13 protein-coding genes are annotated in these 13,210 nt (G+C 53.5%); 4 read left to right on the top strand and 9 right to left on the bottom strand.

Going from position 1 to position 13,210, the window contains the following annotated elements:
- Positions 1–95 precede the first annotated feature (95 nt).
- Positions 96–1,094 carry a cytochrome d ubiquinol oxidase subunit II gene (locus tag Y017_RS14180; RefSeq protein ID WP_035461647.1) on the bottom strand — a complete coding sequence of 333 codons (999 nt, stop codon included), beginning with the start codon at positions 1,092–1,094 and terminating at the stop codon, positions 96–98.
- On the bottom strand, positions 1,094–2,482 hold the full coding sequence (locus Y017_RS14175) for a cytochrome ubiquinol oxidase subunit I (protein WP_011589696.1): 1,389 nt from the start codon (positions 2,480–2,482) through the stop codon (positions 1,094–1,096). The genes Y017_RS14180 and Y017_RS14175 overlap by 1 nt, the downstream gene beginning before the upstream one ends.
- A 293-nt stretch (positions 2,483–2,775) precedes the next feature.
- On the opposite strand from Y017_RS14175, the gene Y017_RS14170 reads away from it, so the two are divergent.
- Entirely contained in the window at positions 2,776–3,789 is a 1,014-nt protein-coding gene (locus Y017_RS14170) for a putative solute-binding protein (protein WP_035461642.1), read from the top strand.
- A 402-nt stretch (positions 3,790–4,191) separates the two neighbouring features.
- Positions 4,192–5,646, top strand: a complete 1,455-nt coding sequence (locus Y017_RS14165) for a YdiU family protein (protein WP_035461640.1) — start codon at positions 4,192–4,194, stop codon at positions 5,644–5,646.
- Positions 5,647–5,719: 73 nt separating this feature from the next.
- On the opposite strand, the gene yghU is transcribed toward Y017_RS14165, so the two are convergent.
- From yghU to Y017_RS14150, 3 genes are all read right to left on the bottom strand, one after another.
- Positions 5,720–6,586, bottom strand: a complete 867-nt coding sequence (yghU, locus tag Y017_RS14160) for a glutathione-dependent disulfide-bond oxidoreductase (RefSeq protein ID WP_011589699.1) — start codon at positions 6,584–6,586, stop codon at positions 5,720–5,722.
- Positions 6,587–6,680: 94 nt separating this feature from the next.
- Complete coding sequence (locus Y017_RS14155) at positions 6,681–7,637, bottom strand: MBL fold metallo-hydrolase (RefSeq protein WP_035461638.1); 957 nt, start codon at positions 7,635–7,637, stop codon at positions 6,681–6,683.
- 101 nt (positions 7,638–7,738) lie between these two features.
- On the bottom strand, positions 7,739–8,629 hold the full coding sequence (locus Y017_RS14150; protein ID WP_011589701.1) for a LysR family transcriptional regulator: 891 nt from the start codon (positions 8,627–8,629) through the stop codon (positions 7,739–7,741).
- A 110-nt stretch (positions 8,630–8,739) separates the two neighbouring features.
- On the opposite strand from Y017_RS14150, the gene Y017_RS14145 reads away from it, so the two are divergent.
- A complete protein-coding gene (locus Y017_RS14145; RefSeq protein ID WP_011589702.1) occupies positions 8,740–9,240 on the top strand; it encodes a lactoylglutathione lyase family protein in 501 nt (166 codons plus the stop codon).
- 46 nt (positions 9,241–9,286) lie between these two features.
- Here Y017_RS14145 and Y017_RS14140 read toward each other — a convergent pair whose 3' ends face one another.
- From Y017_RS14140 to ahpC, 4 genes are all read right to left on the bottom strand, one after another.
- A complete protein-coding gene (locus Y017_RS14140; RefSeq protein ID WP_011589703.1) occupies positions 9,287–9,559 on the bottom strand; it encodes a hypothetical protein in 273 nt (90 codons plus the stop codon).
- A gap of 121 nt (positions 9,560–9,680) precedes the next feature.
- The gene (locus Y017_RS14135) at positions 9,681–9,893 is read right to left on the bottom strand and encodes a hypothetical protein (protein ID WP_035461637.1); all 213 of its coding nucleotides are present in this window, start codon (positions 9,891–9,893) and stop codon (positions 9,681–9,683) included.
- Positions 9,894–10,240: 347 nt separating this feature from the next.
- A complete protein-coding gene (ahpF, locus tag Y017_RS14130; RefSeq protein WP_011589704.1) occupies positions 10,241–11,857 on the bottom strand; it encodes an alkyl hydroperoxide reductase subunit F in 1,617 nt (538 codons plus the stop codon).
- Between the two features lie 99 nt (positions 11,858–11,956).
- Positions 11,957–12,520, bottom strand: a complete 564-nt coding sequence (ahpC, locus tag Y017_RS14125) for an alkyl hydroperoxide reductase subunit C (protein ID WP_011589705.1) — start codon at positions 12,518–12,520, stop codon at positions 11,957–11,959.
- A gap of 201 nt (positions 12,521–12,721) precedes the next feature.
- Here ahpC and Y017_RS14120 point away from each other — a divergent pair, with 201 nt between their 5' ends.
- On the top strand, positions 12,722–13,048 hold the full coding sequence (locus tag Y017_RS14120) for a hypothetical protein (protein WP_011589706.1): 327 nt from the start codon (positions 12,722–12,724) through the stop codon (positions 13,046–13,048).
- Positions 13,049–13,210 lie beyond the last annotated feature (162 nt).

Below are 13,210 nucleotides of genomic sequence, written 5' to 3'. Positions count from 1 at the left end.
GGCTCATTTTATCAACCTGCCAATTGGCAGCCGTTGTGGCCGGCAGGCGCCCTTTTAATCGCAGGAGGCAGGAGGCACTGCCTGCCCTGCCTTATTTACTCGTAACTAAGGTCTGTTGCCTTCCCACGAAACACCCGATAAATGAAGAACGTATAGCCAAGAATCATCGGCAATGTAATCACCGTTCCCCAGAACGTGAACAACAACGACTCCGTGGCTGAAGCTGATTCCCAAATCGACAACCGACCCAGCACAATATCCGGAAATAAACTGTAGGCCAGGCCAAGACTCGCCAGCACACACATCACAATCAGAGACAAGAACGCCAGCCAGCCATAACCATTATCCAGAATCTTACGGCTGTTAAATACCCAGATCAGCCCCGCATAAGCCAGTGCGGTAGCAATCGGAATGGGCATCAAGCCGATAGCGTTTGGCAGAGTGAACCATTTGTCTGCAATGGCTTCACTGACCAAGGGCGTAGCAACGGAAATAAGCAGTAAAAAGCCGCCCATAGGCAAGACTGCCCGCCGCCCCCAACGCACTGCCTTGTTAAACAACGCGCCTTCCGTCTTGATTAGCAACCAAGAGGCACCCAGCATGATGTAAAGTGCCGGTAACGCCAGTGCGATCAGGATAGCGAACATAATATTGGTGGCATCCCCGGTAAGCCCCGTCACAAAAGCACCCAGCATCCAGCCCTGCGATACTGACGCGACCAGCGAACCCACTGCAAATAGCGAGTTCCATTTGCCCTTATGTTTGTCGCCAGCCTTAACGCGGAAGTCGAACGACACACCGCGAAGTATCAGCCCCATCAACATCAGCGTTACAGGCAAGTAGAGAGAAGTGAGCACTAACCCGTGGGCCTGAGGAAAAGCAATTAGTAAAATACCAACCCCCAATACAATCCAGGTTTCGTTGGCATCCCAAAACGGGCCAATGGCGGCCACCATGACATCTTTCTCTTCTTCATCGGCAAACGGCAATAGCAAACCGATGCCCAAGTCATAGCCATCGAGCACCACATAAATCAGCAGCGCCAACCCCATGGCGCCGGCAAAGAACAACGGAAGCCAATATCCAATATCCATCACGCTTCTCCTTCTGCTTGTTCATCGTCGGCTCGTTCAGCTTTCATAGCCCGCTGCTGTGGGGTCAGAGACAAGGAGCGCGCCGGCTTGGTGGCCATGTAGCGCAATGCCGCGATGTAAGACACCAATAGAAAGACGTACAGCAATACGTAACCAAACAACGTGCCCATGACCGTGGCGCTACTGTGATCTGCTACCACCTCGGAGGTTCGCATCAGGCCACTGACCATCCACGGCTGGCGGCCAATCTCGGTGACATACCAGCCAGCCAAGACCGCCACCCAGCCCGAAAATGTCATCACCGATAGGGCCCGCAATAACCATACTTGAGCATCCCGGTTTTCATCACGTCGCCGGAACAATCGCCAAGCGGCCCACCAACCGACCAACACCATCAATACCCCTACGCCCACCATGACCCGAAAAGACCAGAACACGGGCGCCACTGGCGGATGGTCGCCCTCAAAATCGTTCAACCCTTTCAGTTCACCATTCCAGTCATGGGTCAGGATAAGGCTGCCCAAGCCGGGCACTTTAATGGCCATATGAGTAGTACGCTGCTCCTCATCAGGGAATCCAAATAGGGTCAGCGGGACATTGCTCTCGGTCTCCCATACCCCTTCCATGGCGGCAATCTTTGCCGGTTGGTGTTCTAGGGTATTCAAGCCGTGAAGATCGCCTATCCAGACTTGCAAGGGAGCCAGTACCGCAGCCATCACCGCGCCGGTGCGCATCACTTTCCAGGTAGCTGGGCCATCGACCCTGCGCATGGCCCGCCAGGCACTAACCCCCATAATCAGGAACGCGGCGGTAAGGAGAGAGGCATTAAACATATGCGCCAGGCGATAGGGAAACGAAGGATTAAAGATCGCCGTCCACCAGCTATCCACGTAAAAAACGCCATCCTCCAAGCGGAACCCTGTTGGCGTCTGCATCCAAGAATTAAGGCTGAGAATCCAAAATGCGGAAAAACTGGTGCCCACAGCCACTAACGCACAGGACGTCAGGTGGAGGCGATTGGAGACACGGTTTTTACCGAACAGCATGATGCCAAGAAACGAGGCCTCAAGAAAAAACGCGGTCAGCACTTCGTACCCTAGCAATGGCCCGGCAATGTTCCCCGCCTTTTCCATAAAGCCTGGCCAGTTAGTGCCGAACTGGAAACTCATGGTGATGCCGGACACCACACCCAATGCAAAACTGAGTGCAAAAATCTTCACCCAGAAAAAATAGGCATATTCCCAAGCCTTATCTCCGGAGAAGGTGTAGCGCAACCGGAAATAAAAGAGCACCCAACACAGGCCTATGGTGATAGTAGGAAACAAGATATGAAAGCTGATGTTGGCGGCAAACTGAAGCCGGGCCAACAGGAACGGATCAAATTCCACCGAAGCAACTCCTTCGCTTAATTGAATGGCAGGGGTTCACTCCTAGAGACAATATCATAGAAACTTGCAAGCTAAATGAGACAAATGGTCCATGTTTAACCTCGATCAACCGCAAAATACACGACAACAAATTCCGCAGGTGTTAACATGCTGTATACAGTGGCAACATTTCTATACCTCGACCACTACACGTTATGCACAGCATGTATCCACTTTAGCCAACAAAATGCATGCCATGAAACTGGTAGTTCAACCAGATCATGCATAATAAGTTCACTTTCGGAGAGCATTACATGAAAAGAAGAATGGGGCTGGTAGCCCTAGCCACCGCAGCCATGTTATCCCTAAGCGGCAACGCCATGGCGTTAACCAAGCGCAGCTTCTGCGTCTTTGATCTCATCGGTGCCAATGGCGACACCTTTAATATCATGCGCGACTACAAAACTGCCGCTGTAGCTTGGGGCGTAGATGTTGAACTGAAACCTTACACCGATGAGAAAATCGCTTCCGAAGACCTAAAAGCCGGCCAGTGTGATGCTGCCGTTCTCACCGGTATCCGTGGCCGTCAGTTCAACCGATATACTGGCAGCATGGACTCCATCGGCGCTATTCCTACCTACGACGCCATGAGAACTGTCATCGCTGTGATTGCCAGCAACAGCCCCAGCGTCAACAAACATTTGGTTGCCGGCCCGTATGAAGTGGGCGGTATTGTTCCGCTTGGTGCCGCTTTCTTGTTCCTCAAGGACCGTGAAATTGACACCGTGGAAGAACTGGCGGGTAAATCCATCGCCGTACTAGAATATGACAGCGCCCAAGCCCACATGGCCTCCCGCGTTGGCATGTCCCCGGTTATGTCTGATATCACCAACTTCTCAACTCGCTTTAACAATGGCTCTGTCGATGTCTGCTTTGCCCCGGTGATGGGCTACTCTGCGCTTGAGCTTTATAAAGGCATGGCCCCCGATGGCGGCCTTCAGGATTATGTGCTCGGTCAGCTGAGCGCCCAGATTATCCTCAAACATGAAAAATTCCCTGAAGGCTTTGGCGAGAAATCCCGCGCCTTTATGTTCGGCCAGTTTGACCGCGCCATGAAGCTAATCGATAACGCCAGCAACGAAATCGCTGAGCGCTGGTGGATTCGCATTTCTAAGGAAGGCAAGCTGCGCTACGACGAAATGATGCGCGAAGCGCGGATTGGGCTGACTGAAAAAGGCGTCTACAGCAAAGACATGATGTCCCTGCTGCTTAAGGTACGCTGCAAACAGGAGCCATCACGGGCGGAGTGTGTAAACCCACAAGAATAACCCCTCCTCCTCACACACCGTCGCCATGTATTCTGGCGGCGGTGCGCTTTACCCCTTTCCCATCCTCACCTTAGTTCCACGCCAAACCCACATCACGGATGCGCCGGAACCTGGCTGTTATAAATCTAATCTATAGCAATTTATGGATCTGATCTCGGCAGGTATTCGCTCTGCTGCCCTTTAAAATAATAAGCCCCAGAACGACAAGAGGCCCTTACCTAGGGGGACAGTAAAACCCTTAGCAAACGTTCTCGCACGGTTCCGTTAACTCGCAGACCCACCAAGAAAAGCACCGTGAAATGCTACAGGCTGGGCGAACGACCAAATCGGCAAGGTCTCCCGTCCGTACAGACTCTGATACTCTGTAGGCGACCACATTACTGCCACCATTCAGGATATTGCATGCCAAGCGCGTTCGGCTTCCGTTTCGACAACACCTACCGTCGGCTGCCCGAGGCCCTATTCTCAGATTGCCTCCCGCAACCGGTCAGTACACCCGCCTTTGTCTTGTTCAACGATAATCTAGCCCAAGAGCTGGGGCTGGATAGCGAAGCCCTGTCGGAGCACCCCGAATTTTTCAGTGGCAATGAATTACTGGCAGGCAGTGAACCCATCGCCCAGGCTTATGCGGGCCACCAGTTTGGCAGCCTGACCATGCTCGGCGATGGCCGCGCTGTTCTGCTGGGTGAGCAGCTGGATGGCCACGGGCAACGCCATGACATCCAGCTTAAAGGCGCCGGCCGCACTCCTTTTTCCCGAGGTGGCGATGGCCGTGCAGCCCTTGGCCCCATGTTGCGCGAATACATTGTCAGCGAAGCGCTCCACGCGCTGAATATTGCTACCACTCGCAGCCTGGCCGTTACCCGCACCGGCGACAGAGTGCGCCGGGACACCCTGCTTCCCGGGGCCATCCTGACCCGGGTGGCGGCATCACATATTCGTGTCGGCACCTTCCAGTACGCCGCCGGACAACAAGACCCTGTGTTGCTGGAAAAACTGGTGGATTACACCATCGCGCGCCATTACCCCTCCTTGGAAGGGGCAGAGAATAAAGCCTTGGCTCTATTCGAAGCCGTGATGGATCGGCAAATAGACTTGGTGGTCGACTGGATGCGGGTAGGTTTTATTCACGGTGTGCTCAACACCGACAACGTAACCCTATCCGGCGAGAGTATCGATTTTGGCCCTTGTGCTTTTATGGATCGCTTTGACCCGAACACGGTGTTCAGCTCCATCGACCACCAGGGCCGCTATGCCTATGGTAACCAACCCAGCATTACCCAGTGGAACCTGGGCCGCTTTGCGGAAACGCTGCTCAGAATGATGGACGACAACACAGACATCGCGATCGAAAAAGCCACCACATCACTAAAATCATTTAGCCTGCGTTACGAAGAAAAGTGGCGCGCCATGATGAACAAGAAGCTGGGGTTGTTCGGCAGCGAAACCGAGGACGATACGCTGATTGCCGATTTGCTCACCTGGATGCATGCGCAGAACGCGGACTACACCAATACCTTCCGTGATCTAATCCAGGACGGCCTGCCTGATGGCGAGCAATACCAAAGCGAAGCGTTCCAGCACTGGCACCAACGGTGGCGGGCTCGGCTGGCCCGCAACAGCAAACCACTGGCCTCATCGTTGTGCCTGATGCGTAATCACAACCCGGCGGTGATTCCACGCAACCACTTGGTGGAGCAAGCCCTCCAGGCGGCCAGCGAGGATAACGATATGACACCCACCCATGCCTTGCTGCAAGCACTCTCCGCCCCCTATGCGGACCGGGACAGTAATGACCGTTATCGGCAACCCGCCGCACCCTGCGAGCAAGTCCACCAGACTTTTTGTGGCACCTGAACGAGGCAGCGTCTTAGCATTCTGTCGGATTACAGCTGAGCGTAATCCGACATTCAGCGCTCGATGAACACCATCAGCCCTGCACTTTGTCCTGCGTTTTCAACTCGAAGTCGCTAGCATCGTGACGCTCATGCAACTGGCTGGACGGCTCGCCCCAGGCCCGGTTCACCATGAGGCCACGCTTTACTGCCGGACGCTCACCGATTTGGTTAGTCCAGCGCAGTACATTGGTGTAAGTGTGGGCTTCAATAAACTCCGCCGCTTCATACACTTTGTTAGTCACCAGAGCGCCGTACCAGGGCCACACCGCCATATCCGCGATGGTGTATTCATCACCGGCCAGGTATTCGTTATCCGCCAAACGCCGGTCCAATACATCCAGCTGACGCTTGATCTCCATGGTGTAACGGTCGATGGGGTATTGATACTTTTCCGGCGCGTAGGCATAGAAATGGCCGAAACCGCCCCCCAGTAGCGGCGCACTGCCCATCTGCCAGAACAGCCAGCTCAGGGTTTCGGTGCGGGTTGCCAGCTCCCTGGGCAAAAAGGCACCAAACTTTTCCGCCAAATAAAGCAGAATACTGCCGGACTCGAACACCCGCTGGGGCGGATTGACGCTATGGTCCATCAGCGCGGGAATCTTGGAATTTGGATTCACCTCCACAAAGCCACTGCCGAACTGATCACCCTCCGTAATCTTGATCATCCAAGCATCGTACTGCGCACCGGTGTGCCCCTTTTCCAGCAGTTCTTCCAGCATCACGGTGACTTTCACCCCGTTGGGGGTGGCTAGCGAATAAAGCTGCAAAGGGTGCTCACCAACCGGCAGTGCTTGGTCGTGGGTGGGGCCGGCAATAGGACGATTAATATTGGCGAATTTGCCACCGTTTTCCTGGTCCCATTTCCAGACCCGAGGCGGGGTGTAGGTATCGTCAGACATGCGGGCTCCTAAAGAGAATCAATGCCGCTACTATGGCCAGCAGCGTGCAAGTGAACAAGGGCAATCATGCGATCCATTTTTTCAGCTGAATGAATCAATCCGCTTGCTGCCCAAGCCATACCATCAACCCCTGGCTGTTGAGATTAATATCAAACCCCAACGCATCTTGCAGGGCTTCATCCGATAGCGACACACCATGGTCACGGGCTTTGTCGAACATATACTCTCGCATCGCCGCCTCCAGCCGTTGCAGCAAGGTCGCGTCATCGCCCGGTGCCGCTTTTTTTGCCAATGCCACGTAATCATCCACCATAGCCAGTAAACGCTCCCCCGGCTCCTGAGGCGTCTCCAGCACACCGTAATGGGTCAGGAACATGCGCTTGGGATTCAGTGCCAGTAATTTACGAATCGACAGTTTCAATGCGTCCGGATCGAACTGCACCGGGGTGGTGGTGGGCAAAATGAAGGGACCTTTTTCGGTAGTCAGTGGCGGGTAAGACAAACCAAAGGTATCACCGGTAAAAATACCGCAAGAGAGCGAATCAAAAACACAGAAATGGTGACGGGCATGGCCTGGGGTATCGTAAAAGTCCAGGCGCCGGTCACCGACCAGAACATGGTCACCTTCGTTCATCTCTCGCACACGGTCAGCCTGCACGGGAATCACATCGCCATAGGTTTTGGCAAAGGCGTCTTCACCGTATACCGCGATGGCCCCCGCCTTGAGCTTGGAAGGGTCAATCATGTGCCGGGCGCCACGGGGATGAATCAACAAGGTGGCGACCGGCAACGCCTGCATCAACCCTCCTACGCCCCCCGCATGGTCAAGATGCACATGGGTGGGAATCACGAACTTGACCTGTTCACGCTCGATCTCCCGCTGTTCCAGCAGGGTGAGAATAATCGGTACGGTATTATGCGTGCCCGTCTCGATGATGGCGTACTCATCACCGTCCTGGAGCAGATAACAGGCCGCCAGCCCATCGCGCATCAAGGCGGTATCAATACGGGTGATATGCTGGCCGAGATCGGCATAAGGCTGGAAGGGCATGAAGCAACTCCTGGCAGGTCAATGGCAGCCCTGACTATAGAGGAAGAGGCAGGCCACTTGCATTCGACCCTAGTCGCAATCGCCAAGCTTGCCTGACACCGCTACACCAGCTCCAGCGTCTTCCCCGTTAAACGGGAAGCCAACTCGCTCGCCACAAACCGGGCGCGGGCCGACAGCGTCCATTGCGCACGATAAATCAGCCACAATGAATCGACCACACGAGGGTCCATTTCCACCACCCGAATTGCATCAGGCCAGGCATAGGCTTCGCGGGCATAGCGTGGAAGCACTGTAAAACCGAACCCCCGCGCCACTGGATCCAGAATCAAACCAATCTGATTCACAAACCCCTTGCACGCAATGCTGCGAATGCCGCGATTTCCCGGAAAGACTCTGCTCAATAGCCGTGACGCCATGGCCTGCCCATCCGGGTGATCAATAAACCCTAGGTTTTCAAGATCTTCCCAACAACTCACCATAACTTTAGCTGGTACGACCAAATCCAGTGGCTCCTGCGCAAAAAGACACGCCGCCAGTCGCGGGTCGTCTGGCTTGATGGTAACCAGACCTAACTCGAAGTCATTATTTCCCACAGCCTTAAGAACATCATGATCGGGAGCAAAACGATGACGCATCGTCAAACCAGGGTATAAGGCCTGCAAATCCAGCAGCAAAGGATACAGAGACAAACCAATGCTGCCGGGGCTGATCAGGCTGATTTCACCCTGCCGATCATCCTCCCCGGACAAGCGCAAATTTAGCCGTTTTTCTGCCTGCTCCAGGTCTGCGCAATACATCAGCAGTGCCTGACCTGCCGGCGTCAGCTCAATCTGGCGAGGCCGGCGAATCAACAGCGGCCCCAAGGTCTCTTCCAGGTGTCGAATATGCTGGCTGACCGCCGCCTGAGTCAGCCCCAGCTGGTCTGCCGTACGAGTGAAACTGCCCCGCTCCGCTAACACCACAAAAGAACGCAACCATTGAGGGCTGATCATAAGTAAACCTTATCGAGGCAATAAGATGAGCTCCATTTATCTTATAACACAACCCTTTTAGGCTTTCCTCATGCCGTAGCCGCAATCGCCACCAGCCATGAGGCCCCACCATGAACCAGCCCTACCCTCGCAACTTTTCCCACATCGGCCTATCCGTTACCGACCTAGATGCCGCCGTACGCTTCTACACCCAGGTGCTTGGCTGGTATTTAATTATGCCCCCCACTGCCATCACCGAAGATAACAGTGCTATCGGCCTGATGTGCACCGACGTATTCGGAAAGGGCTGGACATCATTACGCATTGCCCACCTTTCCACCGGAGACCGTATTGGTGTGGAGATTTTCGAATTCAACCATGTTGAAAAGCCGGAAAACAATTTTGAGTATTGGAAAACTGGCGTGTTCCATTTCTGCGTTCAGGACCCCGATGTGGAAGGCCTAGCAGAAAAAATTGTGGCCGCAGGAGGCAAACAGCGAATGCCAGTAAGAGAATACTTCCCTGGCGAGAAGCCTTACCGCATGGTGTACATGGAAGACCCTTTCGGAAACATTCTTGAAATCTATAGCCATAGTTACGAGCTGACGTACTCGGCAGGCGCGTATAATTAAACGCCCCTAGCCACAGCGACGGTGCTCGCCCTATAACTACGCTTGCCTATCCCTTGGCCAGCTGCAGCAAATCGCGAGCGTAAGCATTAATATCAAATGGCGTTTCGTCTTCCATGGTTGCAGCTACATGGACGGCCAACACATCAGCCATTTTTTCCAGTGCTTCATCATGGTCCAGGCCATTTTTTGTCAACGCCATCATCACCATGCCGGCCTCGCGGGGATGACCGTCAGCGATCTGATTCTCCACCGCTTCAACCATTGCCTTCTGGGCAAATTCGTCTTCCGCCTGTTCCATTTCATTCATAACAATATTCACTTGCTCTGCTTACTTTATTGTTTGCCACAGATTCAGTATTACTGGACACCGAAGCAACACCCTAGCTTAAGCTTAATGCCCCATGATAACTCGAGATCGCTGCTCGCCTGAACAAGACAGCCTATTCGTCATCAGAACGCTGCATCGGCAAGGGCCGGCTGTCGCCTACCGGGCCAACAAACGTTACCGGCGGCGAATCCGCCAGTGAGCCAACGCAGAGCATGCACTCCCCTTCAGGCGGAGTCGAACTTTCCACATAACGCACCGCATGGCGGGCCCCGCCCCGGTTGCTGGAATATTGCATTCTGCGTTCCGCAGTTTTAGCTCTGCTCATATCTGCCCCCTGTTTTATGTTAACAACAATTCACGCTCTCAAAATTTACTAACGGAACGGACACATTGGAGTAAATTTAGGCGGCGCATTTGATGTCTGCGCTGCGCCGCCCCTAATCCCTTTCACTCATATCAAAACCCAGGCAGCGAGACCAGCAGACATGACAGCCGCCTCAGTGATGAAACCATCGCCCAGAGAAAGCCTAGGTACAAGCTACCAACTTCAGCACAGAAGGCCACACTACTGAGCGCCATGCCGGTAGCACTGGCTAGGGCAAGCGATTGCGGCAAATATAAGGTACCGTTTTCCGCTATGTATGCCCGTGACTTTCTCTTTTAGCGCTGGGGTCAGGCAACCGCTGCGACCTTCTGCACATCCTTGTCATTTTCATACAGGGCATCAAGACGATCGCTCTGTGTCAGCAGGTATTCAAAAGCAGCCAGGGAAGCCTTGGAGCCTTCGCCCATACTAATAACAATCTGTTTGTACGGCACGGTGGTCACATCACCAGCCGCATAAATTCCCTCTTGCGATGTCTGGCACTTCTCGTTGATTTCAATTTCTCCAAACCGACTACGCTCAACCACCCCTTCTAGAAAGTCACTATTGGGCACCAGTCCGATCTGCACAAACACCCCATGCAAGGGCAGTCGATGTAATTGCTCAGTATCACGGTCAATGTATTCAATGGCATCTACCTTGCCGTTACTGGCCATTATCTGATTGGTTGCCACGTTCCGGTGAATGGTAATGTTGGCTTTGGCTTCAGCCTTGTCCACCAGCACCTTGTCCGCTTTCAGCTCTGGCATGAACTCGAATACATTCACTGATTTAACGATACCGGCCAAATCCAGCGCAGCTTCGATGCCAGAGTTGCCACCACCAATGACAGCGACATCCTTGCCCTTGAAGAAGGGACCATCACAGTGTGGGCAGTAAGCCACACCATTGCCGATATTTTCCTTTTCACCAGGCACACCCAGTTCGCGCCACTTGGCGCCGGTGGCCACGATAATCGTCTTGGTGTCGATAGCTTCACCGGAAGACAAAACCACGGTCTTAATATCGCCTTTCTCCACACGAGCCACTCTCAGATGCTCTTTTACTGTCACATCGTATTCGCTCATATGCGCCTGCAGCGCACCAGACAGTTCCGGGCCGGTGGTTTTCTTTACGGAGATCAGGTTTTCGATATCCATGGTGTCTTTCACCTGCCCACCAATACGATCGGCGATCAGGGTGACCTTCAAACCTTTACGGGCGCTGTAAATTGCGGCGGAAACACCCGCCGGGCCGCCCCCGATAACGGTAACGTCCTGCAATGGCAGTTTTTCTCCGACACCGGCTTCAGCGAGGCTTGGGTCGTAGGCCAACAGCTTATCGATCAACTCAGCGGCGGTAACCTTGCCATTGGCGAACAACTCGCCGTTCAAGTAAACGCTGGGCACACCCTGAATGTTCCTGTCACTGACCACATCCTGAAACAACCCCCCGTCGATCATTTCCGTACGGATATTGGGGTTCAACAAGGCGAACTGATTCAGCGCCTGAACCACATCTGGGCAGTTATGGCAGCTCAGGCTAATAAACACTTCAAAATGCATGTCGCCTTTGGCCTTAGCCACCATGCGCTGAAGACCCGCGTCCAGTTTAATTTCGGTCCCAGATGCATGTAGAAACGCTAACACCAAGGAATTGAATTCATGGCCTGCGGGAATACCGGAGAAACGGATACCGGTGTCTTCACCATCGGCTTCTAACAGAAAACTGATTGGACTACGGAGCCTGTCACCCAGATCCCGTTCTTCGAACGCGAGATTGTCACTGACACCCGCGATACTGGAAAGAAACGTTACCAGTTCCTCGCGTTTGTCATGGGATCCGCTTTGCAGCACAAAAGAGACTTTCTTCTGCATGTTGGCGGCGTAGCCCTTAAGAGCCTGCAAAATTTCATTCGTGAGCATGGGTATCCCCTCACTATAAATAGAGTGTTCATTAACTTAAGCATTCAAGGGGTAACAACCCCGGCACTGTCGCTAGGGTTGTTACAATCGGAAGCGAGATTAGATCTTGCCGACCAAGTCCAGAGACGGGGCAAGAGTGGCTTCACCTTCTTTCCATTTCGCCGGGCAAACTTCGCCAGGGTTGTTGCGAACATACTGGGCCGCTTTTACCTTGCGCAGCAGATCGTCCGCATCACGGCCGATACCTTCAGCTGTAATTTCCATTGCCTGGATTACACCATCTGGATCAATCAGGAAGGTAGCGCGGTCAGCCAGGCCTTGGCCTTCACGCATTACACCAAAGTTATTGGTGATGTTGCCGGTCTGGTCTCCCACCATGAAGTAATTAATCTTGCCGATGGTGTCGGAGGTGTCGTGCCATGCTTTGTGGGTGAAGTGGGTATCGGTGGATACAGAGAAGACTTCTACGCCCATTTTCTGCAGCTCTTCATACTTGTCGGCCACATCGCCCAACTCAGTAGGGCAAACAAAGGTGAAGTCGGCGGGATAGAAAAAGAAGATCGCCCACTTTCCCTTAACATCCGCTTCTGAAATGTCTACAAATTCGCCCTGCTTGAATGCGGTGGCGTTGAACGGTTGGATTTCGCTGTTGATCAGTGCCATGTGTCCAAGACTCCCTAAGTTATCGGTAAAACGATTGCGTTAATGTTTTCGTCGAGAACAAGAATGGGGCCTTTATGGCGATTGGTAAATTTGGATGCTTTCATTGAAGCGATAGGAAATAACTAACGAACTAGCAAACCTGTAACAAGCCTGCCTCACTCACTAGCTTGCCTAACTGGAGAGCCCCATGCCGCACAGAGAATGGCAACGGACCGTACTGGCTGCAGGGTCACTGCTGGCATTCGCTGCCACACCCCTCCGGCTTATGGGGAGCGCTACGATTACATCCGTGGGAACGATGTGTATGAACAGGATTACCAGTATGGGCTGGATTATGACGGCCTAAGCCGCATCCCCCAGACCGACCTGAAAAAAGACAGTACCGGAAGCACGAAAAACGCCGAAAACCGGCTCCAGAGGCGGGCATTGGAATTGCAAGAAGAGACGGCCCAACCTTCCATGACCCAGAAGTTGAAGCACTGGCAGGCAGATATCCAACTGAAAACACCGGGGAAAGCTTCCCCCTGACTGAAAGAGTGCCAGCGGCTCTTTATTATTGGAGTTGCACGCGGCGCCCCCATTGCTAATGGCCAGCCAATACCTTCCCGCTAAGCCCAAGCCCCTCTGGTTGCTGCTGCTCAAACAACGCACTTAATGGTTGGGGTGTATTAGTTCAGACCAAATCTGACA

Source organism: Alcanivorax sp. 97CO-5 (assembly GCF_000524665.1).
In the GTDB taxonomy this organism is placed as follows: domain Bacteria; phylum Pseudomonadota; class Gammaproteobacteria; order Pseudomonadales; family Alcanivoracaceae; genus Alcanivorax; species Alcanivorax borkumensis.
Note: the sequence above shows the minus strand (reverse complement) of the source record. Positions and strands in the feature narration are given on the sequence as shown.